The organism is Chitinophaga sp. ARDCPP14, from assembly GCF_051362515.1.
Classification (GTDB): Bacteria; Bacteroidota; Bacteroidia; order Chitinophagales; family Chitinophagaceae; genus Chitinophaga.
In genome coordinates this window covers 340,010-362,004 of record NZ_JBKIXB010000001.1, presented here as the reverse complement: position 1 = coordinate 362,004, position 21,995 = coordinate 340,010, and the positions used below count along the sequence as shown (strand labels likewise).

The window sequence follows — 21,995 nt, the reverse complement described above, 5'->3', positions numbered from 1 at the left end:
AAATCAGTAAAAATGAAAAAGATTTCCTGTTTAATATTAGTGATACTGAGTTTGGTGGAGATATCCTGTAAGAAATTTCTCGCCGAAGTCAATCCCAACAATGTAACATTGGGCAGCTACTTCAAAACGCAGAACGATTATGATCTGGCGGTAAACGGCGCCTATAGCCAGTTGCGCGGGCTTTATAATAACAGAAGCGCCTGGGTAATGGGCGAAATGCGTTCAGATAACACGCACTACGATTACAAATCATCTGACCAGGCAGTAGCCACGGTGAACCGTTACGCAGTAGCAGATTTTCTGGATGATAAATATAATAACCAGACACCTCCAAAGTGGAATTTGGGTTTTAACGCCATATCAGCGGCGAATGTGATCATAGATCATATTGATGATATTAAGTTGTCTGATGCCAATCGCAACGCTATTCTGGGCCAGGCAAAGTTTATCCGTGCCCTGGTGTATTTCGACCTGGTGCGTTATTACGGCGGATTGCCCATTTATAAACACGCACCGCTTAACCGTGAAGAGACTTACATCCCGCGCTCTTCCGCGCAGGAAGTATACGACCTGATCATTGCTGATGCTACTGATGCCGCTGCCAAACTGAGCGCCACCACTTTTCCGCAAACAGGGCGCGCTACAAAGGGCGCGGCGTTGACCCTGCTGGGTGACGTATATCTCACCATGAAGAAATATGACCTCGCTGAAAATGCGTTAAAACAGGTAACTGCAATGGGCTATGCGTTGTTTCCAGGTTATGGCGATGCATTTCAGCTGGTGAATAAAAATGGTAAGGAGTCTGTATTTGAAATCCAGTTCAACACCGGGCTGGCCGTACCACAGGCCAATGTAGAGGCATCTGTTTATAATTTTTTACCACGCATGGTCAACACTACGGTGGTTACTGGCGTAAACTTTAACAGCGTTACCACTGTGGGTGGTTTTAACACCCCTACACAGGACCTGATCAATGCATATGAATCAGGTGATCAACGTCTTGATGCATCGATCGCTATAGCCGAAGGTACATTCAATGCCACCGATGATTTTACGGCTACTGCGGTTAAATCAGCCGTAGATTATACAGCGCCGGCAGGCAAAGTCGGGCGGCCGTTTCCAAAGAAATACCTGCATACGCATACGATCGGTAATCAAACCAATGACAACTGGCCGGTTTACCGCTATTCAGAGGTTTTATTGCTGCTGGCGGAAAGCCTGAATCAACAGGGCAAATCAGGTGAAGCATTGCCTTATTTGAACGCAGTAAGAGAACGCGCTTTTGGGGATGCGTTACATAATATCACCAGCACCAATCAGGCAGCATTGCAAACGGTCATTTTAAAGGAAAGAAGAGTGGAGCTGGCCTTTGAAAATAAGCGTTGGCTCGATCTGGTTCGGACAGGCAATGCCATCGCCGTAATGAATGCCTTTGGTGTTCAACAAAAGGCGAAGTATAGTTATCTGCAGGCAGGAAGTTATAATGTTACCCAGAACCGGCTGTTATTTCCAATACCTAATGCAGAAGTATTACTGAATGATAAACTTACTCAGAATCCAGGTTACTAACTAAAACTCACAGTCATGAAAAAAATTATGATGAAGGCAGGTAATTCCTGCCTGCGATCTACCTGTGTGAATTGGAAAGCAATTGTATTGGCTTTACTCGTAGTTTCCTGCTCCCGGCGGGCAGATCAAATACAAGTTGAAGATCAATCGCCGGCAAAGGTGCAACCCAAAACAGAACTGGCAACCTGTTGCTGGGTGGCTATTACGAATGAGGTCCCAAACGACATTGAGATATATGATCCGGCAGATGCTTCCTGGACTACGCCTAAATGGGTCTGGAAGCCTACCACTGCACTGTCGTACAATGCCACGAGTGAAATACCTCTCTGGAAGGCGCCTACAGATATCAAGGTGAGGAACAATACGGTGTTTGCCGGCACCTCGCAGGTGATCACCGCCACGTCATATAGATTGGCCACCATAGCCCGTTATACCGGTACAGGCACAAAGGGGCAGAAGCTCTGGGTAATGGGTTTTAATGATACCACCAGCCTGCATGCGATGGAAATACTGCCTGATGGCAACTGTGTGGTTGCCAGCGCCGGCGAAAAATGGCCGCAGGGATGGATCCGTATCTATTCATCGTCACAGCCATCACCCAATCATGGCGTAAACACACAATACTATTTTGCCTCCGCTCATGCGGTGCTTTGGGATGCCACACACCAGGTGCTCTGGGCGCTGGGAAATGCGCTGAGAAAATACTCTTATAACGCTCCCGGATCCGGAGGCACTATCACAAACCCCAAGTTGCGTTTGGATACTTCTTATGACTCTTTGCCACGTCCCTGGGGGCACGACCTTGCAGCCGATGTGAATAACCCGGACCAGCTGCTGATTACGACCAATGGCGGTGTTCATATTTTTCATATATCCACGGAAACCTTCAGCGACATGCCCGGAGCGGCCTATGGAATCTTTGCGAAATCTATCAGCAGTCAACCCGGACAGAATACGCTTATAGAAACACGACCCAGCACTGGCTGCCCATTGTATCCCGCCAGTAATTGGTGTACCTCCGTGGTTAATTTTTATAATGCCACCACCGGTGCTGCCACCGGTTCCCGTACTGTAAGCGGAGCTGCTATTTATAAAGCGAAAGCATTTGATCCAAACTATTATTGATATGATGAGTAGAATAATACGGATGGGCGCTGCTATCGCTTTGGTTGTTTTTCAGATGGCCTGCAGTAAAAAACCGGGAGCAGATGCTCCCGGTCCGCCAACTGTGCAAACTCCCGAGCCTTATCCGGGACTGCAGCTGGCATTAACCAATGACGCCAGCAAGCAGATAGAGATCTATGATCCAATGATCACGGACTGGAACACCGCGGATGCAAAAAAGTGGAGATGGTCTCCTACCACTGCACTGGGCTTCAGCACAAATGAAATTAAGAGTTTTGGTGGAGGCACCGATTTCAAAGTACGGAAAATGAAAATCTGGCAGGATGCCAGCTATGCAGTTATCAGCGACAACGGCATGGCGGCATTGATTGGCTATCCATCCGGGCAGCGGGTATGGTCAAAAGTGATCAGCGGGAATCTGCATTCAGCAGAGCTGCTGCCCAATGGTAACATCGCCCTCGCAGCATCTGATGGTAACTGGATCAGGGTGTATGCTTCCTCACAGGGGGCGGATAACAACACTTATGCGGAGTTTACCCTGGGCGCGGCACATGCCGTATTATGGGACCCGGTAATTAATGGATTATGGGTTACCGGTCAGGATTTATCCAATAATGCGCATATCCTCACTGCCCTGGCTGTTGGCGGCAATGCTACCAACCCGGAATTAACGGAACTAACACAGTACCGGGTTACGTTACCTACTGCCTGGGGCCATGAAGTAAGCGCGTACTATGGTAATACCAACCTGTTATGGGTCACTACCAACGGAGGGGAATATGTCTTTAATAAAACTACAAAAACCTTTTCCATGTCCCCCACAAACAACCTGACCTTTGTAAAAGGGATAGGGAACCAACCCAGCGGACAGATTGTACTGGTGCGTCCGGACGCTAATAAAAATCCGCGTCCTGCCATCAGTTGCCTGCTCAATAACTGGTCTGCCAGCACGGTTGACTTCTATACATCAGGCGGGCAGTGGCAGGGATCAAGAATAGTGAACGGCGCCTGTTTCTACAAAATAAAAATAGTTTACGACAATTATCAGTGATGTACTTTAGCAAAAAGATATATACCTGTTGCCTGGCGTTACTGGGCTTTAGTGCCGGCAGCAGTGTTGCGCAGCAGGCAACACCGGCGCTGGTTCCCATGCCGCGTTCTGTAAAAATGGATACGGGCAACTTTCTCTTCAACGCCAACACGTTGATCCGGACGGACGTTCGGGGGAAGCGCGCCGTTGAGTATTTCACGGATCGTTTGTTCAGTACCTGGAAGTTCAGAAACAAAATAATGACAGGCACTGCACAAGCAGCGGGTCTGCAGCCGGAACTGCTCATCACTGCTACCGGTGCTGAACAACTACCCGAAGAAGGATACCGGCTGTTGGTAACACCAGACCGCATTACCCTCACCGGCCGAAACGCGGGCTTGTTTTATGGTATGCAAACTTTACTGCAGTTGTTGTCCGTGTCAACAAGCGGAACAGCAGCTATTCCCTGTCTAACCATAGAAGACGCTCCCCGCTTCGGCTACCGCGGACTCATGCTGGATGTTTCCCGGCATTTCTTTACGGTGGAACAGATCAAAGACCTGCTGGACCTGATGGCTTACTATAAACTGAACCGTTTTCATTGGCATCTTACGGACGACCAGGGGTGGCGGCTGGAAATCAAAAGCTGTCCTGAACTAACGAAAGTGGGCGCCTGGCGTGTGCCACGTATCGAGTTCGGCGGCAATACCCTGCCTCCACAACCTGGCGAGCTTGCCACCGATAGTGGCTTTTACACCCAGGAACAAGTGAAAGAAGTGATCCTTTACGCTGCTGAAAGACATATTGAAATACTTCCGGAAATTGATGTGCCAGGTCACTCTATGGCGGCCATAGCAGCATATCCTGAGCTGTGTGTTACGCAGAATTCTGATATTAAAGTGAATCCAGGCAGCAGCTTCGCCAAATGGTTTCCCTCGGGTGATTTTGAAATGTATGTAGACAATTCCCTCAATCCTATTGATGAAAGAGTTTACAAATTCCTCGACAAAGTATTCGGCGAGGTAGCAGCATTGTTCCCTTACCCATACATTCATGTTGGCGGAGATGAATGCTACAAAGGATATTGGAAGAAAGACACAGCCGTGCAGGACTTTATGAAGGAACATCATATCAATGATATCCACGAGCTGCAAAGCTATTTTATTTCAAGGCTGAACAAAATCATTCAGTCCAAACACAAAAAACTGATTGCCTGGGATGAAGTAGCAGCAGGCAATGCAAAAGACAGCATCACGGTGATGAACCGGTTTGGTGAAAAGGGCGCCATTGAGCAAGTTAAGAAAGGGCTGAACATAGTGCTGGCGCCCGGTCATAACGGACTTTATTTTGACTATGCGCAAAGCACTTCAGATCAGGAACCATCCAGTCATGGAGGTAATGAGCCGGTATGGAAAGCTTATCAGTACAACCCGGAATACCCCGCATTGACCGGAGAAGAACATAAACACATTATGGGCGTGGAAGCCTGCATATGGACGGAAAGCATTCCTGATGTATCCAAACTCCAATATATGCTGCTGCCACGTATGCTGGCGCTGGCGGAAACAGGATGGTCAGATGAAACGGCCAAAGACTATCCACGTTTCGCCGGCACAGCATTACCATTGCACCTGGAGCGCTTCGACAAAGCCGGTATCAACTACCGCGTACCCACCGTTTTTAACTGCACAGATACAACAATCGTAACCGGTACCTTCAGGTTTGAAGTGCAGCCACCTGTACGGGGAGCCAGGATATTTTACACGCTGAACAACCGGCCGCCGGGCGATTATGATCACGAATACCGGGAACCAATAATTATTACGATTCCCAGGGGAAAAACAATCATTCTTAAAACGGTGGTTGTTACTTCCGCAGGCCACAGAAGCATTATCACGCGTACCGTACTGGATAATAACAATAAACCGAAAACATAATCTATGCCAAGAAGTATCCGCCAATTCTTATGCAGTGCTTTGATCATCGCTGCCGTATTTATTTCTTCCAATGCAAATGCACAACAACCATTGGAACGTTTTGAAGAGGTTGCAGCGGGGTTTAAAAACCCTGGCAGAGACTATGGTACCGTGCCATTCTGGGTATGGAATACGAAAATTACCAAAAGAAATATCGATTCCATGCTGAATGATTACCGGAAGAATGACTTTGGCGGTGTGATCATTCATCCACGCCCCGGTTTAATTACGGAGTATTTATCAAAAGAGTGGTTTGATTTATTTGAATATGCCCTTCAGCAGGGAAAAAAACTGGGACTCAATATCTGGATATACGACGAAAACTCATACCCTACAGGCTTTGCCGGCGGATTGGTGGGAGAGCAAATGCCCGAAGCCTACAACCAGGGTCAAATGTTGTATATGGAAGAAGCAACCCGGTTGCCTGCTGACCTTTCTGCTTTCTTTTTATTTCTTAAAGAAGAAAATGGATCTTATAAAGATGTAACGAATGATTTGAAAGACGAAGAAGGGAAAACCGGACATTATCAGTTATTCAAAAAAGTAAATTATCAACGATCGAACCGGGGCTCGGTGGCAGGTCCTATAGGCGTGTCTTATGTAGATCTGATGGCCAAAGGCGTTACGGATAAGTTCATAGACATCGCATACAAAAGTTATGAAAAAGTGGTGGGCAAAGAATTTGGCAAAACCATCAAGGGCGTTTTTTCTGACGAACCAACCATCATCAACGAAGGGCATAACTGTGTACGCTGGACTCCTGATCTGTTCGACAGGTTTTATAAAGACTGGCAGTACGATCTGAGGTTACATCTGCCATCCCTGTTTAAAGAAACAGGCGATTGGAAACGGGTACGCCATAATTACTACCAGGTTTTGCTGGAACTTTTTATTGACCGGTGGTCTAAACCCGTGTCCACCTATATGAGTGATCACCAGCTTACCTGGACTGGGCATTATTGGGAACATGGTTGGCCAAGTCCTTATCACGGACCAGATAATATGGCCATGTATGCCTGGCATCAAATGCCGGGTATTGATATGTTGTTCAACCAGTTTAATGAAGATAAACCGGTGCAGTTTGGCAATATCCGCGCCGTCAAAGAGCTGGGGAGTGTAGCTAATCAATTGGGTAAAACACGTACCCTGTCGGAAACCTATGGTGGCGCCGGTTGGGAACTTACTTTTAAGGATATGAAACGCCTTGCCGACTGGGAGTTTGTATTAGGCGTTAACTTTTTGAATCAGCATTTATCGTTTATGACGCTGACGGGAGCACGCAAATACGATTATCCACCCAGCTTCTCTTATCATGAGCCATGGTGGCCCTATTACCGTTTCATGAATCATTACTTCACACGTTTATCTTATTTATTATCCAAAGGACAGCAGTACAACAATATCCTGGTAATTGAACCCACCACTTCGGCCTGGATGTATTATGCCAGAGACGGGGAGAACAAACGTTTCTTCGACATCACCAAAAGTTTTAATGATTTCGTGACAAAGATGCAAAGATCGCATCTGGAATATGATTTAGGGTCAGAAAACGTGATCAAAGATCATGGCAGTGTTAAGGGAAGCAGCTTTGTAGTAGGACAACGGGCATACAAGGTGGTAGTGATTCCGCCAGGTATGGAAAATATAAACAGCAGTACCTTCCGTTTACTGAGAGATTATATTGCAGCGGGAGGAAGGGTGATCTGTTTTGAACAATTACGATTAGTAGATGGAACAGTGAACAATGAGCTTTCCACCATCAGCCAGATCCGGGAGGCATTACCGGACCTGTTCCATCATGAAGGCTTTAGCATATCGGGTGGAACAGGCGACAGCATTGGTGGTAACATTTATCATCAGCGCCGTAAACTGGCTAACGGGGAGTTATTACTGCTGACCAATGCCAGCATGACCGGTATTTCTTCGGGCAGCATCAACATGCAGGGACAGGATGTGTTAAAGATGGATATGAATTCGGGAAACATTTCCCGCATTAACTATTCGCTGCATGATCAGGAGGTACATTTCGACTTTAATATTCCGCCAGCCGGAAGCCAGGTACTGTTTATCGCGGATAAGAAATTACCGGGATATAAAATAGAAGCACCGGCTGCAGAATGGGCTACTGTGAAGGCTTCCGCAACTAAAATAAGCAGGCCGTTTGACAACAACCTGACGATTGATTTCTGCGATCTTCATTTACATAAGCCGGATTCAAATTATACCAATATACACGTTGGTGTAGCCTCCAATACAGCTTTCAAACACCACGGATTTACGGATGGCGTAGGCAATCCCTGGAATAACCGTACACAATTTAAACAGGCGATTGTAAGCCGGGATACTTTTTCCACTGGTACCGGGTACACGGCGGTTTATCATTTCAATGTGGAGGCTGGCGTTGATTTCCGGAATTTCAAAGCGGTAATAGAACAACCTGAACTTTGGCACGATGTAAAAATTAATGGTGAATACATTAAAAACGAACCCGGGCAATGGTGGCTGGACCGCTCCTTTGGCGTATACCAGATCGGCAGCTATTTAAAAACCGGAGATAATGAACTGGCCGTAACCGTTTCGCCTATGAGCGTTTATGCTGAAATTGAACCGGTTTATATTTTGGGAGATTTCAACCTGGAAGCGGCATCACGTGGCTGGAGCATTGTTAAACCGCAACTATTACAATTTGGTTACTGGAACAAACAGGGATTGCCTTTATATGGACACGGTATCACCTATACGAAGATATTTACAGTGGCAGATCCCGGCAAGTCATATGCAGTGGAGTTAGGTAAATGGAAGGGCACTGTGGCAGCGGTGAAGGTCAATGGGATTCTTGCCGGCGTCATCACTGCTGAACCCGACAGGTTGTCTATCGGGGAATTTGTAAAAAAGGGAACTAATAAGATTGAAGTAACCGTAACCGGCAGTTTGAAGAATGTTTTAGGACCATTTTACAACAAGCCGGCTCCGGGCCTGGTTGATCCGGGTAAATGGTACAATGTAAAAACGCAGCCACCAGGGAATGAATATGACGTTTATGATTACGGATTAACAGAAGATTACGAGATCAAAGTTATGCGCTGAAGTCAATTTGTATCAACAATATATGCCGTTCCGGATGGGAACTGGCGGTTTAAAAGTGGAACAATCAGGTAAACGGTTAAGTGAATAAGTGTTATATATTTCCTTCTGCATTGATAAAATCCCGCCTTCTTATATTCAACTTAGCCATTTTTGATTCGAGGGTAGTAGGTTTAATATTCAATAATTCCGCGGCGCCATTGGCTCCCCGTATCCGGCCTTTTGTTTTTTTGAGAATGGAAATGATATAGTCTCTTTCAGTTTCCTGATGCAGGTACTTCATCTCTTCGAGGGTGTTGATACCAGTGCTGACAGGGAGATTGGAGGCCGGTAATGAAAGCTTTCGTACTAATTGCAATTTCGATTTACCATCATTGAGAACAACGGCTTGTTCCAGGATGTTTTCGAGTTCACGAATATTGCCCGGCCAATTATATGTGTACAGTTCGCCTATCATTGATGCAGCAATGCCATTGAATGGTTTATTGAACGCCCTGCAAAACCTTTCTGCAAAAAATATGGATAGTGCTTCGATGTCAGTTTTTCGTTCCCGTAAAGGGGGCAGTGTGATGGGAAAAACATTTAACCGGTAATACAGATCAAGTCTGAAATTTCCGTTTGCAATTTCCTTTTCGAGGTTTCGGCTTGTAGCAGCCACAACACGGATGTCAACTCTTACAGGTGATCTGCCACCTACATATTCGATTTCCCTTTCCTGTAAAACGCGTAATAATTTCACCTGCATGGCAAGTGGCAATTCTCCAATCTCATCTAAAAAAATAGTGCCGCCATCAGCCTGCTCAAACCGTCCTTTTCTTTTTTCAAAGGCGCCGGTAAATGCACCCTTTTCATGGCCGAAGAGTTCAGATTCCACTAATGTTGGAGGAATAGCAGCACAATTTACCTTTATGAATGGCCCGTTCTTCCTGGGCGAAGACAGGTGAATGGATTGCGCCACTTTTTCTTTACCGGTACCGCTCTCTCCCAATATTAAAACAGAAGTGCTATACGGCGCTACCTGCGCTGCAAGATCTAATGCAGACAACAAAAGATGATGACTTCCGATGATATTTTTAAACCCGGCATGGTTTAATACTTCATGCGGTGCTTTATTGGCAGAAGATGACCGGTTCTTTGTTCCGGCCGGTGGAGTTTTATAATAGATTGTTTTTTCAGCCAGTTCTTCCAGGCATAGCTTCAAGCGGCCCAATAAGGCTATATGATCTTTGGTGTAAATATTAGGCTGCCGGCTGTAGAAAAAATAGTGAACAGATAGGCCATACCCCAACGTGACGGGAAATACAAGATATGACTTCAGCTGGAAATGATCCAGCATTAACCTTTGCAGCGAAGCGCTGGACGTGTTTTTATTGATGTTTTTACTGCTATAAAGAACTGCGTTGCTATCTGTATAACTATTTTCAATAATGGCGGAAAGCTGGTTTTTATTTAAACCTGTAATCGTCATTAATTCTTTTTCGCCAACAAACTGATATTCATTAAATCCGATACGCAAATATCCTGTATCACCAAACTGTTCAGCATCAAGCGGCCTGATGCCCGATGTAATAAAATCAAATGGTATAAAAGGCTGTATGGCCAGGGCCACCTTCAATAATTTTTGTGGCGCATCTGAAGTTTCATTGCTTATTGCAGTTAACTGTTTTTGCAAATGTTCTTCCTGCCGCAATTTTGATTCAAGACTATTGATGTGACGATACCATGCAATATCCAGGGTAACCAGTAAGTCCTGCTCCTTGAATGGCTTAACAAGAAATCCATAAGGTTCGGTTGTTTTTGCTTCTTCCAGTATTTGTTGATTTGCGTAGGCAGACAAGTAAATAAAAGCGATATTTTCAGCTCTTAATTTCCTGGCAAAGTCAATACCTGATTGATTTCCTTCTAACCGGATATCCAGCATTACAAGACCCGGTTCTTGCTTCAGCAGATGTTCATTCGCCTCTTCAACTGAAGCGGCAATACCTGTTACCTCATAGCCGGCGCGTACTAATATTAACCGCAGATCATTGGCTACAATAAATTCATCTTCAACAATAAGCACTCTTTTACTCATAAAATTTGTTGCTTAAAAGTTACCTGGAGCTTCATCCGGAATTTGTTTGCTGGCAACGGCAAAGCTGATGGTTATGCGCAGACCGTCATCGCTTGTAATATTAAAGCGGCCTTTTAATTGTTTTGCAAGCCCCTGTACCAGATCAAACCCCAGCGAGTTATTTTCCAGTATATCAAGGTCAGCAGGCAGGCCAACGCCATTATCCGATATACTCAGCAATAGCTGATCAGGCGCATTATGTCGCAGGCTGATACTCACCATCCCTTCACGATCACCGGGAAAAGCATACTTAATGGCATTTACAATGCTCTCGTTGATGATCAATCCCAACGGGATTGCCTGCGATACATCAAGGTCCAGGGGTTCAATATCCTGCTCAAAAACTATCCGGTTCCCGGCATCAAAGCTCTCCCGGACATGGTTCACCAGCTCGTTGATATATTCAGGCATGGCAATGGAGGCAATGTTTTCAGACTGGTAAAGCTTTTGATGGATGAGCGACATTGCATACACCCGGCGTTTACTGTCCTGGATGGCCGTAAATGCGGCATCGTTATTTATATATATAGCCTGTGAATTGAGCAGGCTCATTACAATTTGCAGATTATTCTTTACACGATGATGTATTTCTTTCAACAGCCATTCCCTGTCAGTAAGCAACTTTTGCAGTTGCTCATTTTTGTCCGTGATTATTTTATTATTCTTTTGTTTTAAGCGGTTTTGCCAGTATAATAACCCGGCAATGATTATTACGGCAGCAATGCCTCCAAGCGTTAGATTTTTCACCAGTTTGGCCTGTTTTAAGTTAGCCCTTTCCAGTATTGCCTGTTCATGTAGTAATGTGATCTGGTCTTGTTTTTCCTGTGTTTCGTACATTACCCGGAGCTCCTCTGCCTGCCTGATTTTTGTTACTCTGAAACTGGAGTCGAGCAACTGTGTGTATTTTTCGTAATGAGATGCTGCGGACGCTTTGTCGCCCAGCGCAGAATCAATACTGATCAGCCAGCGGTATGCAACCAGGTCAGATGGTAAGTCCCGGGCTGCTGATGAAATAGTTGTAAAATGGTTTTCAAATAATTCTCTTGATCTCCGGTACTGGCCCCGCCCAAACAAGATGATCGCATATTGATCATTGATCGAAGTTCTCCGGAGTGGCCCCCTGATGCCTTCCGCTATGGTTTCCAGCGAGTCTATCTTTTTTAAGTATGTCTCCGCCAGATCCAGGTTGCCCGTGTATAGATAACTGTTGGAAAGTGTGTGGTAATAAAATATTTGCTCCGAAATATTCGACGGTATACCCATCTTTTTTGTCATATCCAGCGTAAGGTTAAGCGCTTCTTTTGCACGCCCATCTGCGTTCAGATAGTTTACTACCTGATTTAACACGTTGTATATCGTTGGATTACGGTCTATGCGGAACCTTTTCATTGCCTTTTGCGCCATATCAAAACTCTCTTTCTGCCTGCCCTCTGCATCGTAAAGGAACGACAGCCGGCTATAAAAATACCCCCAGCCAATACTGTCCCGGCAGCTTTCGGCCACTTTGATTGTTTGAAGGATATATTTTAATGGTTCCCCAAATTTTCCTTGAAACATGGTAACCATAGCAAGTGCCTCCGTATTATAATGGATATATGGATAGTTTATTGCTTCAGCCAGCGCCAGTGCTTTTGAAAACATTTCATTGGCAGTTTGCAATTGCCCGGTTACAACGAGCAGATAGCCTAAATCAGTTAATACGTTGATCTCCGCTTCTGTATTGCCAAGACTGCGATAAAGCTCCGCTGCTTTCTGCAGGTCGGCGACTTTTGTAAGCAGGGTAGCACGCGTGGGGCTTGTATACATGCCGCGGTAGGCAAATGCCCTTGCTTCTGTTTCCCTATCCCCGGCCTTCCGGCTTTCATCTATCAGCCGGTTATAAATGGAATCACCTTTACTGTCATTTACTTGTACATACATTTTTCCAAGCAGGCAAAGTGCTATTCTACCCAGCTTTTCTTCTTTCAAAGATTTACTTTCTTCCACTGCTTTGTTCAGAAAGTATTCAACGCTGTCCTTATAGCCGTAATAGTTAGCGGGTTGAAAAGCATAGTAGGATCCCAGGAGTATCAATAATTGCAGGTGTTCCCGGCCTGTTGCTTTTGAAAGGCGATCAATACCAACGCCTGGTTCCCGCCGGTCAATCCAATGAGATTGCTCAAACAATTTGTTGCCGCCGATTCCTTCCGCCAACACCGGAAAGCGGCTCAGACCCAGGGAACGGCTGGCCATATATAAACAAGTATCATGGCTAATCTGCCCTTCTTTTACAACAACAATATAAGTGGAGCTAAGCAACAAATTCAGCCGCTGCCATGACTCTTTATCCTTCGACGGATGATAGTAAGAATAGCCTGACACTTCTGTTTTGGCAGAACTTTGAGATCGTCCGTCAAAAAACATCAGCACACCGAACAGTATGTACATAAGAGTCAGCCTGGACATGTTATTCTTTTTAAATTAATAACTCTGGGAAGAGTTGGATCTTTAGGGACTTTGACTCAGAAAGCAAATATCATCACAGCATCTTCGGAGCAAATTGGATTTTTAATGCTTATTTCATGGCCATGGGATGGAATACATGGAAAGCATTTTATACAATATATAGCATTTTTTACTGATTAGAATTTTATTCTTCCTGTTTATTGATCAATAGCATTGCAAACTCCGATATTTCCGGAGTTTTGTTATTAAACTCCAATGTTTCGGAGTAACCTGCCTGTATTTTTTTCGCCCCCGCCTGATTGATATTTTTCTAAAAAATTGTTTTTCAATTCATTAATGATCTACACTTTTCTGGTAGGGTTGTTTCTGCTAAATGGCATGTAAGTAGCCATGAAACAACAAAACCATTTGTATGACATATTCAACTCAATGGGACCCAACTACCCCTATCGATCCTAAAAAGGGTTTCAGGATCCACCTAATTGTTTTCCTGCTTGCCACCCCGGCCACCTGGCTGGTATGGTACCTCACCGACCGGACCTATCCCTGGCCGCTGTGGTCCACACCAGCGTGGGCAATAGGTATACTCTTTCATTACCTCGGGGTATTTGTTTTCAAAAAATCAAAAAGCAATTAAAGACCAGGATTATGAATCAGCAACCAAAAGCATTCAGGCGTATTGTAACAGGTCATGATGCAAACGGGAAGGCAATCATTATTTCAGATGCTCCTCCAGTACATACACAACTTGTTGGCGGCCCGGGTGGTCCTACTTTTTTTGAAGTATGGCATACGTTGGAAACACCTGCTTTTATTCAGGCTCAACCGGATGAGCGGGATGAACCGGGTTTGGTATTGCCGCCCCCTAAAAGTGGTACCCGCATCCGGGTCATCGAATTTCCACCGGAGGGCGAAGAAATACAGAAACTTACCTCTGCAGATGCTGCCGCGAAATTCAGGATTATGGGTGATGAGAAAGCCTCCACATCAGATGGAGCTGCACCTCACCCCTTGATGCATCGGACAAAAACGGTGGATTACGGGATTGTACTTGAAGGAGAGATAACATTGATCCTTGATCGGGGGGAGACCATCATCCAGGCTGGTGATATTGTTATTCAGAACGGCACCAATCATGCCTGGGCTAACCGGTCCGGTAAGATCTGCCGTATGATGTTTATGCTGATCGATGGGCAGTTTGCCAATGAAATTGTTTAATCCACAAACAAGCATCATGCGTATAAAACCATTGCCACCGGATATCCTTAGCCCTGAGGTCCGCAATGTACACAACGAGATAGCCAGTCTTGTTGGCCGGAGTCAAAGCCAGGTAAACATGCTCGATGCACAGGGAGCCTTGTTAGGCCCTTTTGCGCCGATGCTGCACTATCCACAGTTTGGCATACCAGCCCTGAGTTTTCTGCGGACGCTCGACACGCACGCAACACTTTCTAAAACAGTAAGGGAAGTTGCCATTTTAACGGTAGGTGGTGCTTATGGTGCCCGCTTTGAGCTTTACGCACATGAGATAATGGCAGCAGCTTTTGACATTGCGCCGGGTATTATCGCCACACTTGCCGCTGGCAGCCGTCCATCCGGTTTAAACGAACAGGAGGCCATCGTGCACGACATTGTGCATGCCTTGGTGACTGGTCACATTGTTCCGGATTCAACCTATAATCATGCGGTAAATCTGCTGGGAAAGGATGGTGTGGCAGAACTTTTCTTCCTGATCAGCGGCTACACTTTCATCGCTATGATTCTGAACGGATTTGACATACCGGCGCCTGGCAATAATGAATAAATATAAATCAGTCAAATGAACAAAGCCCGCATCATTAATAAATTTTTACAAAATGAAAAAAATAGTTTTATCGCTGCTAACTGCAGCTTTCACACTTTCGACATTGGCATCATGCAATAATAATGATGATGACAAGATTGCCAAAAAACAGACCTATGTGTTGGTACATGGTGCCTGGCAGGCGCCTTATGTATGGAATGCCGTACGTAGCGATCTGGAACAAAAAGGCAACAAAGTAATTGTCGTAGAACTTCCGGGACATGGTAGCGACCAAACACCGGCTCACACGCTTACTTTAAATGTTTACCGGGATAAAGTGATCGACGCGATCAATAAAGCAGGTGAAAAAGTAATCCTGGTAGGGCACAGCATGGGCGGCGTAGTGGTAACCGCGGTAGCGGAGAAAGTGCCGGCCCAAATCAGTAAGCTGGTTTATATCGGAGCCTTTGTTCCAACATCAGGACAAACGCTTGGCGACCTGGCAAATTCAGACCCTGACTCAAAACTTGGCCCGTTGCTAACGCTGTCTGCTGATAAGCTGACACTTGATGTAGCGCGCGACAGTTTGACCTATTTGTTCATCAACGATGGTGCGCCGGCCGCCAAGCAACAGGTAATTGATAACTATCGCGCTGAACCGGCCATTCCATTTGGCGACAAGGTTACCTTAACCGCAGCCGCCTTTGGCACGGTAGAAAAGGTGTATATCAAAACGCTTCGGGACATTGTGATCTCACCGGGTCTGCAGGATCGTATGATCGCCGGAGCCGGTATCAAAACCATTTACAGTGTAAATACCAGCCACTCGCCATTCCTGTCTCAACCGCAGGTAGTTGCAGACCTGTTGCTTAAGATAGCACAATAGCACAGGGTGAAGCAAATTGATGAGAACTAAAAACAAAAAGTAATGGCAACAAAAATGTTTTTATCACTATTCAATAAGGTTCCTGTATTTATAATTATGTGCCTCTTGGTTAGCAGCCCATTTGCAATGGCAGAAAAACGGGATAATATAGAGAAGAATCCATTGGTAGCAGCAGGTCATAGCCAAACGGAAGAAGTAGCCGCGTTAACCAGGTACGAGGTGAAGAAAAGGTACAAAAAGAAGTTCAGCAAAGCGCTTCGTAAGTACGTGAAGTATGCTATCGCTCATAAAAGCAACATTATGGCAGAAGCGTATTATGAGCAGGAAAACCCTTCCGTGTTGTGGCTTATAGAAAGATGGGATAGCAAAAACGGGTTGGAGAACGTGAGAGGAGGTGTGAAATACAACCCGATAAAGTTATTATCTGAAAAGAGGCTGATACAACCTGCAAAAATAATCTACATAAAAGACCTGGAGCCGATTTCAAAGAACGAATGGCAGCGGAGGCCCCTAAAAGAAGACAAGCCAATCACTATCATGTTGTTTGTGGATAGCCGGGAAGGTACCGAACGCAATTTTAAAGAAGTGTATCACACTGCCATGCCGCAGTTCCGGAGCGAGCCAGGTGTTATTAATTACCAGCTTTCACAAATGGAAGAAGATAGTACCCGGTTTGTTACTTATGAAAAATTCAGGAGTGAAGATGCCTTCCGGTATCATCTGGATTTCCCTCCTATACAACCTGTGATCGATTATTTGAATACCAGCATCAAAAAGCAGCCTTTTCAAACGGGTCTTCACAGACTGATAGCCTTTGCCCCTTGAAGGCGGCAATGACTTAAACACAATCATTTATAACAATAAAAATTTAAAAATGAAAGCTATTCATCAAATCGTCATGACAGGCATGGCAGGGGTTCTTACTGTATTCAATGCGGAGGCTCAGGATAAAGTAAGTACTACACGGATCAATGACCATGAGCTGTCTGTATTGAATCAGTTGGCTTCTCCTTCAGTAGTGGTAAACATGCCCGTATCACAATTATTAAATGCTCCCGGAAACGAGGCTTTGCGGGCTTTCTTTTTTACTCCTGTAAAGGATGTAACCGTATTAAAAGGTAAAAAAATAGCTGTAATCGCTGCCGACGGTTTCGAGGAAATTGAATTACTGGGGCCCGTGTGGTATTTCAGGCAACTGGGTGCTACAGTAGATATCGTGGCACCAAAATACGTTCCTGCGCCCGAAAGATATGGCCTTATGTTTCCTGAAATGGCAAAAACACATATCATGGCCATACAATACTTACAGCCTGTGGGCTGGCTAAAATTCGACCGTACTGCGGATCAGATCCAGGTAAGTGATTACGACGCTGTGTTCATTCCAGGTGGTGCATGGAACCCTGATAACTTACGCTACGATAAGGATGTAATAAAATTTATACAGGATTTCAACAGATCGGGAAAACTGATCGCGGCAATCTGTCATGCACCTGTTGTATTAGCATCTGCCGATATTTTGAAAGGTAGAAAATTAACAGGTTATTGGAATATACAGGTAGATTTGAAGAATGCAGGCGGGATTGTATTGGAGCAACCTGTGGTAACAGACGGAAACCTGATTACCAGCAGGCATCCTATTGATGTAGCTGATTTTTCAAGGGCAGTGGAAAGTTGGTTGGTAAAGAAATGATCAAAGGAGGTGTAGTCCGGTTATAAACTAAATTCCAGGTATGAAAGCATTAATCATAGGGGCAACAGGGGCTACCGGCAAAGATCTTGTGCGGGTATTGTTGCAAGACCGTGACTACACAGCCGTTGTAATATTTGTGCGCCGTTCCACCGGAATTGTTCATCCCAAACTGATAGAGATCGTGATTGATTTCAACAAATTAGAAAATGAATCTGAGGTTATCAAAGGAGATGTATGGTTTTCATGTTTGGGAACCACTATGAAAGCAGCTGGTTCGAAGGAAAAGCAATGGCATATAGATTATGATATTCCTGCAAAATTTGCTGAAATAGCCAAACGAAACGGTGTTACCAAAGCAGTGCTGCTATCCGCCTACGGCGCTTCTGCCAAAAGCAGTGTATTTTATTCCAGGGTAAAGGGCAATCTGGAGGACAGGATCGCCAGCCTGGCATTTGAGCAATACATCATTTTCAGGCCGGGATTATTGCTGCGGAAGAATACCAACCGGTTGGGTGAACGAATGACCGCGGGGGCATTAAAAGTGCTGAATTTTTTGGGATTGATCAGGAAGTTCCGTCCATTACCTACGTTTACGCTTGCTGAGAAAATGGCCAAAGCTCCGAAAGTACTCGCGCCCGGAATGCACGTCATAGAGCTGGATAGAATATCCGGGTTTTAGAACAGGTGTAAAGATCGGGACGGAAATTATCGAAGATGAAAATTTTCTCCCTATTTCAGCAAATTTTCAATAGCTCCCTTCAATGACGCATCACTGGGTCGTGGCGCATTGTTATTGGATAACTTACCCGTTTTGTCAATCAAAACATAATGCGGGATACCATTTACATTATACGCTTTACATACCGGGTGGTCTGTCCATCCTTCCGCCACCAAGTTTATCCCTTCCAAATGATATTTCTTAAGGGCATCTTTCCATTTCACTTCTGTTTCATCCACACAGATATTCAGAAATACCACTTCCTTATGCTCAAAGTCTTTATGCAGCTGCGGCACATGGTTTTGGATATCATAAATGCAGGGCCCGCAGCCTACTCCCCAAAAATCAATGTACACTACTTTTCCTTTATAATCTTTTAGAGAGATATTTTTCCCCGTGGCATCCGTTAAAGTGAAATCAGGCGCCGGGCTTCCCGGTTTTAAATGTGCAATCGTGGTATAATATTGCTGCAGCGTATCCTTCAGGAAAGGCGTGTTGCAAGTATTCATAAACGCATCATATACTTTTTTTACATCGTTAAATTCGTAATATTCAAACCCACTCATGATACTGCTGGTAATAAACCAATCCTTCATAGCCGTGAAAGGAATATTGGCCTCTGCCAGGTGATAATAGTCCATTGTGTAATTAGATTTTGTATTGGGAGCGGTTTGGATACTTGCGCTTATAGTTGCATTAAACGGACGGGCCATGCGCAGATAATTATAAATGAAAGTACGGTACTCCGGTACGTTCCAAAACCAGTTTTCATTTAACGTTTTGTAATGGGTAGTTTGGATGGTGCTATGCTTTTGTGTATACTTGCCAACGCTATCCGCTATAAAGCTCAGCTCAAACTTTGGCAGCAGCCGCAACATAAATAAGAGGTTCGAATACTCAAAATACAAGGCACTGATTTGCCTGGTAGAGAATTGGGAAAAAGTATCCGTTACTTCAAATATGCTTTTTGCCTGGCTGTTAAAGAGCAGGTTTATCTTTTTAAATTTTTCTTCTGCAGTGAGATTTTTCATTTCAGTACTCAACTGTTGATTGAGATTGCTAAATGATTCCGACAGGACTTTATGCAGTTGTAATTGTTGCGTTATCTCTTTCGTGCGTCCCTCGTTCTGGGCGCGGATAGTAAGGGAGGATACTTCTTCCTTCTGATCCCATTGCAGGTAAATCGTATCCTTGTCTGCCACGGTAAACCAGGGACGATCGTCGTCCAGGTATAAGTATATATGCTGCCGTTGCTGCACCGGCACCGTTTGTTCAAAACTTCCGTCGGCTTTGATCCGGATCGTATCTCCAAAACTGCCAAAAAAGGTGGACATCCCGAATTCGTACACTTTATCTTTATAATGCTTCACTTTTCCCTTAAGAACAAATTGCCCCGGATGACTAAAATCCTGTGCATACAGGAAAACAGGGACCAACAAAAAGGGAAGGAACAGTGGGAAAAGTTTGTGCTTCATAGCGGTATGTGCGTTTTAATGGGATCCGGTGACAAAATTGCTCTGCCATTATCATATAAGATAAGCAGAAAGTTGATATGATCCTATCCTCTTGTATTTTTAAAACAAATGAATAAATTTGCTGTATGAGAATGACTGTGATGTTATAATATAAATTTTCAAGTCCACTAAGACCAATGTGCCCCGAGGGGCATCAATTCTTTATTGTCTGAACTTTTATAGTATAACATGATGCATAATACCCTGAATCCTCAACAAATACAGTCATTTATTACTGACGGCTTTGTCCGTATCGATAACGCTTTTTCTGCTGATCTTGCGAGCGAAGCAAGAGATATTCTTTGGAAAGATATTCCGGCCGATCCCAACGACAGCAACACCTGGACAAAACCGGTCGTTTGGCTGGGCATGTATGCACAGGAGCCATTTATTAAGGCTGCGAATACCACCGTTCTTCATAGTGCATTCGATCAGCTGGCCGGTAAAGAAAAATGGATTCCCTGTATGAGCATGGGGTCCTTTCCCATTCGTTTCCCGTCGGAAGTTGATTCCGGGGATACCGGTTGGCATGTAGATGCAAGTTTTGCCGGTGTAGATCCTAATGACTTTTTCGCAGCCAGAATCAATGTAAACTCTAAAGGCCGTGCCTTGCTGATGCTGTTTCTATTTTCGGATGTGAGCGAGTGGGATGCGCCAACCAGGATTTTAAAGGGCTCACATATGGATGTTGCCCGATTGCTGGGGCCGGAAGGTGAAGACGGACTTTCTTTCATGGAACTGGCAACGAAGTTGCCGGGATTACCTGAGAGAGAGGAAGTATTGGCTACAGGAAAGGCCGGCACGGTATATCTCTGTCATCCGTTCCTGGTGCATGCTGCCCAGCGGCATCGTGGCCTGGTACCTAAGTTTATGGCCCAGCCACCGCTGTTACTGAGAACCGGGTTTGATATCAGTGGTTTAGGCCCGTGCAGTCCGGTAGAGGAAGCAATAAAAATCGCATTAGGTAAGTAACGTGTGTAATAAAGCAGATGTCCGGATATGCCTGCGGGATATCCGGACAATCTTTTTCCTCTGCAAAAGAAGTATTGTGACCTATTTCGCAAGCAGGGCTTGCCTTTCAAAGATTACTCCGGGCCAGCCGTGAATCATAAATTGCCTGATATTCTGGTGATCTGTGCCATCCGGTGTATTTAATACAGCCTGGTAGTGTTCTGCAAATAACAGCAGTGTATCTTCTTTGTCCAGGTTATTTAGCTGCGCGAAAGCAAACACCTTTGCACTTCCCTGGTTTTGGGTGGCTTCATTATGCACCTCTCCGTTTTTAAAGGCTGCAGGCTGGTGTTGATAGTAAGTTTCTATAAATTCAATCACCTCTTTGAAACTAAGTGAATTGTCTTTTAAATTTTTAATTAACGTAATTAGTTGTTCTTTCATCCAGCGTATGATGTATTTAAAATCAATGTGAGGCGGTGCGAAGTCTTCAGGCCCGGCATACCTCATTTAACAGGTCAAAAATAGAAAAAGATGACATCGTCTTTTTATTATTTTCATGATGGGCGCAACCATTTTTTCAACAGCCGGGTAATTACGGGCATCACTACCCATGTTAACAAGGCTACCATGCAGCCTGCGACAATAAATACCCGTAGCGGTATAGGCAGTTTTTGAAGGTAAGGACCGAGTGTGTATGTTAGTAACAGGCTGGTGGGGAAAACACCGCATAAGGTGGTAATGGCCATTTTCCACCGTGGTGGCGGCAAAGGGTAGCGGAACCAGGCTTCCAGCCCGGTTAGCGGCCTGTAAACCGGTTCCTCGGTAAGTTTTGAGGCAAAGTCTTCCCAGTCTCTAAAAAGCTTTGAATTATAAAATGCGTCTCTTTCTGCTTCATCAGCAAAAGTTCGTAAGATGCCAATTTCATTGGAATCTGAACCTGGCAGCGACGTGATCATGGCAGCGCCGTGAACGCCGCCATGAATAAATGATTCACCGAGGAATTGCCTGAGCGCTTCTTTAAATTCCTCTTCTTTTCCGGGAAGCACTTTTCTTGTAATGGCTACATGTATCGACATCTGTTAAATAATATTTAAAGGGAGCAACAAAT

At 44.9% G+C, this 21,995-nt stretch carries 18 protein-coding genes; 13 read left to right on the top strand and 5 right to left on the bottom strand.

Annotation, left to right across the window (positions count from 1 at the left end; genetic code table 11):
• The first annotated feature begins 12 nt into the window (after nucleotides 1-12).
• From ACLHR0_RS01395 to ACLHR0_RS01375, 5 genes are read left to right on the top strand one after another with little or no spacing between them, the layout of a single operon-like run.
• Complete coding sequence (locus tag ACLHR0_RS01395; protein WP_436484334.1) at nucleotides 13-1,569, top strand: RagB/SusD family nutrient uptake outer membrane protein; 1,557 nt, start codon at nucleotides 13-15, stop codon at nucleotides 1,567-1,569.
• A gap of 15 nt (nucleotides 1,570-1,584) precedes the next feature.
• Nucleotides 1,585-2,694 (top strand): DUF6528 family protein, encoded by a 1,110-nt coding sequence (locus tag ACLHR0_RS01390; protein WP_436484333.1) that lies wholly within the window; start codon nucleotides 1,585-1,587, stop codon nucleotides 2,692-2,694.
• A gap of 1 nt (nucleotide 2,695) precedes the next feature.
• Complete coding sequence (locus ACLHR0_RS01385; protein WP_436484332.1) at nucleotides 2,696-3,745, top strand: DUF6528 family protein; 1,050 nt, start codon at nucleotides 2,696-2,698, stop codon at nucleotides 3,743-3,745.
• On the top strand, nucleotides 3,745-5,661 hold the full coding sequence (locus ACLHR0_RS01380) for a beta-N-acetylhexosaminidase (RefSeq protein WP_436484331.1): 1,917 nt from the start codon (nucleotides 3,745-3,747) through the stop codon (nucleotides 5,659-5,661). The genes ACLHR0_RS01385 and ACLHR0_RS01380 overlap by 1 nt, the downstream gene beginning before the upstream one ends.
• Nucleotides 5,662-5,664: 3 nt before the next feature.
• Nucleotides 5,665-8,787, top strand: a complete 3,123-nt coding sequence (locus ACLHR0_RS01375) for a glycosyl hydrolase (protein WP_436484330.1) — start codon at nucleotides 5,665-5,667, stop codon at nucleotides 8,785-8,787.
• 91 nt (nucleotides 8,788-8,878) lie between these two features.
• Here ACLHR0_RS01375 and ACLHR0_RS01370 read toward each other — a convergent pair whose 3' ends face one another.
• Nucleotides 8,879-10,858: a sigma 54-interacting transcriptional regulator gene (locus ACLHR0_RS01370; RefSeq protein ID WP_436484329.1), complete on the bottom strand. Its 1,980-nt coding sequence runs from the start codon at nucleotides 10,856-10,858 to the stop codon at nucleotides 8,879-8,881.
• Nucleotides 10,859-10,870: 12 nt separating this feature from the next.
• Nucleotides 10,871-13,342 carry a histidine kinase dimerization/phosphoacceptor domain -containing protein gene (locus ACLHR0_RS01365; protein WP_436484328.1) on the bottom strand — a complete coding sequence of 824 codons (2,472 nt, stop codon included), beginning with the start codon at nucleotides 13,340-13,342 and terminating at the stop codon, nucleotides 10,871-10,873.
• A 412-nt stretch (nucleotides 13,343-13,754) separates the two neighbouring features.
• Here ACLHR0_RS01365 and ACLHR0_RS01360 point away from each other — a divergent pair, with 412 nt between their 5' ends.
• The 7 genes from ACLHR0_RS01360 to ACLHR0_RS01330 all read left to right on the top strand — a co-directional run bounded on the left by ACLHR0_RS01360 (nucleotide 13,755) and on the right by ACLHR0_RS01330 (nucleotide 18,380).
• Complete coding sequence (locus tag ACLHR0_RS01360; RefSeq protein WP_429045578.1) at nucleotides 13,755-13,979, top strand: 2TM domain-containing protein; 225 nt, start codon at nucleotides 13,755-13,757, stop codon at nucleotides 13,977-13,979.
• An 11-nt stretch (nucleotides 13,980-13,990) separates the two neighbouring features.
• Nucleotides 13,991-14,560: a cupin domain-containing protein gene (locus tag ACLHR0_RS01355; RefSeq protein WP_436484327.1), complete on the top strand. Its 570-nt coding sequence runs from the start codon at nucleotides 13,991-13,993 to the stop codon at nucleotides 14,558-14,560.
• A gap of 16 nt (nucleotides 14,561-14,576) precedes the next feature.
• On the top strand, nucleotides 14,577-15,146 hold the full coding sequence (locus tag ACLHR0_RS01350; RefSeq protein WP_436484326.1) for a carboxymuconolactone decarboxylase family protein: 570 nt from the start codon (nucleotides 14,577-14,579) through the stop codon (nucleotides 15,144-15,146).
• A 52-nt stretch (nucleotides 15,147-15,198) separates the two neighbouring features.
• On the top strand, nucleotides 15,199-16,011 hold the full coding sequence (locus tag ACLHR0_RS01345) for an alpha/beta fold hydrolase (protein WP_436484325.1): 813 nt from the start codon (nucleotides 15,199-15,201) through the stop codon (nucleotides 16,009-16,011).
• Nucleotides 16,012-16,137: 126 nt separating this feature from the next.
• Nucleotides 16,138-16,836 (top strand): putative quinol monooxygenase, encoded by a 699-nt coding sequence (locus ACLHR0_RS01340; protein ID WP_436484324.1) that lies wholly within the window; start codon nucleotides 16,138-16,140, stop codon nucleotides 16,834-16,836.
• A 49-nt stretch (nucleotides 16,837-16,885) separates the two neighbouring features.
• Entirely contained in the window at nucleotides 16,886-17,701 is an 816-nt protein-coding gene (locus ACLHR0_RS01335; RefSeq protein ID WP_429045583.1) for a DJ-1/PfpI/YhbO family deglycase/protease, read from the top strand.
• Nucleotides 17,702-17,741: 40 nt separating this feature from the next.
• Nucleotides 17,742-18,380 (top strand): NAD(P)H-binding protein, encoded by a 639-nt coding sequence (locus ACLHR0_RS01330; protein ID WP_436484323.1) that lies wholly within the window; start codon nucleotides 17,742-17,744, stop codon nucleotides 18,378-18,380.
• 50 nt (nucleotides 18,381-18,430) lie between these two features.
• Here ACLHR0_RS01330 and ACLHR0_RS01325 read toward each other — a convergent pair whose 3' ends face one another.
• The gene (locus ACLHR0_RS01325; protein ID WP_436484322.1) at nucleotides 18,431-19,894 is read right to left on the bottom strand and encodes a TlpA family protein disulfide reductase; all 1,464 of its coding nucleotides are present in this window, start codon (nucleotides 19,892-19,894) and stop codon (nucleotides 18,431-18,433) included.
• 228 nt (nucleotides 19,895-20,122) lie between these two features.
• On the opposite strand from ACLHR0_RS01325, the gene ACLHR0_RS01320 reads away from it, so the two are divergent.
• Complete coding sequence (locus ACLHR0_RS01320) at nucleotides 20,123-20,905, top strand: phytanoyl-CoA dioxygenase family protein (protein ID WP_436484321.1); 783 nt, start codon at nucleotides 20,123-20,125, stop codon at nucleotides 20,903-20,905.
• An 81-nt stretch (nucleotides 20,906-20,986) separates the two neighbouring features.
• On the opposite strand, the gene ACLHR0_RS01315 is transcribed toward ACLHR0_RS01320, so the two are convergent.
• Both ACLHR0_RS01315 and ACLHR0_RS01310 read right to left on the bottom strand, forming a co-directional pair.
• Entirely contained in the window at nucleotides 20,987-21,328 is a 342-nt protein-coding gene (locus ACLHR0_RS01315; RefSeq protein ID WP_429045588.1) for a HopJ type III effector protein, read from the bottom strand.
• A 113-nt stretch (nucleotides 21,329-21,441) separates the two neighbouring features.
• Entirely contained in the window at nucleotides 21,442-21,963 is a 522-nt protein-coding gene (locus tag ACLHR0_RS01310) for a hypothetical protein (RefSeq protein ID WP_429045589.1), read from the bottom strand.
• Nucleotides 21,964-21,995: the final 32 nt, after the last annotated feature.

Excerpts from the sequence above, each read along its gene's own strand:
- ACLHR0_RS01395 (WP_436484334.1), top strand. The coding sequence starts at position 13 with ATGAAAAAGATTTCCTGTTTAATATTAGTGATACTGAGTTTGGTGGAG.
- ACLHR0_RS01390 (WP_436484333.1), top strand. The coding sequence starts at position 1,585 with ATGAAAAAAATTATGATGAAGGCAGGTAATTCCTGCCTGCGATCTACC.
- ACLHR0_RS01385 (WP_436484332.1), top strand. The coding sequence starts at position 2,696 with ATGATGAGTAGAATAATACGGATGGGCGCTGCTATCGCTTTGGTTGTT.
- ACLHR0_RS01380 (WP_436484331.1), top strand. The coding sequence starts at position 3,745 with ATGTACTTTAGCAAAAAGATATATACCTGTTGCCTGGCGTTACTGGGC.
- ACLHR0_RS01375 (WP_436484330.1), top strand. The coding sequence starts at position 5,665 with ATGCCAAGAAGTATCCGCCAATTCTTATGCAGTGCTTTGATCATCGCT.
- ACLHR0_RS01370 (WP_436484329.1), bottom strand. The coding sequence starts at position 10,858 with ATGAGTAAAAGAGTGCTTATTGTTGAAGATGAATTTATTGTAGCCAAT.
- ACLHR0_RS01365 (WP_436484328.1), bottom strand. The coding sequence starts at position 13,342 with ATGTCCAGGCTGACTCTTATGTACATACTGTTCGGTGTGCTGATGTTT.
- ACLHR0_RS01360 (WP_429045578.1), top strand. The coding sequence starts at position 13,755 with ATGACATATTCAACTCAATGGGACCCAACTACCCCTATCGATCCTAAA.
- ACLHR0_RS01355 (WP_436484327.1), top strand. The coding sequence starts at position 13,991 with ATGAATCAGCAACCAAAAGCATTCAGGCGTATTGTAACAGGTCATGAT.
- ACLHR0_RS01350 (WP_436484326.1), top strand. The coding sequence starts at position 14,577 with ATGCGTATAAAACCATTGCCACCGGATATCCTTAGCCCTGAGGTCCGC.
- ACLHR0_RS01345 (WP_436484325.1), top strand. The coding sequence starts at position 15,199 with ATGAAAAAAATAGTTTTATCGCTGCTAACTGCAGCTTTCACACTTTCG.
- ACLHR0_RS01340 (WP_436484324.1), top strand. The coding sequence starts at position 16,138 with ATGGCAGAAAAACGGGATAATATAGAGAAGAATCCATTGGTAGCAGCA.
- ACLHR0_RS01335 (WP_429045583.1), top strand. The coding sequence starts at position 16,886 with ATGAAAGCTATTCATCAAATCGTCATGACAGGCATGGCAGGGGTTCTT.
- ACLHR0_RS01330 (WP_436484323.1), top strand. The coding sequence starts at position 17,742 with ATGAAAGCATTAATCATAGGGGCAACAGGGGCTACCGGCAAAGATCTT.
- ACLHR0_RS01325 (WP_436484322.1), bottom strand. The coding sequence starts at position 19,894 with ATGAAGCACAAACTTTTCCCACTGTTCCTTCCCTTTTTGTTGGTCCCT.
- ACLHR0_RS01320 (WP_436484321.1), top strand. The coding sequence starts at position 20,123 with ATGATGCATAATACCCTGAATCCTCAACAAATACAGTCATTTATTACT.
- ACLHR0_RS01315 (WP_429045588.1), bottom strand. The coding sequence starts at position 21,328 with ATGAAAGAACAACTAATTACGTTAATTAAAAATTTAAAAGACAATTCA.
- ACLHR0_RS01310 (WP_429045589.1), bottom strand. The coding sequence starts at position 21,963 with ATGTCGATACATGTAGCCATTACAAGAAAAGTGCTTCCCGGAAAAGAA.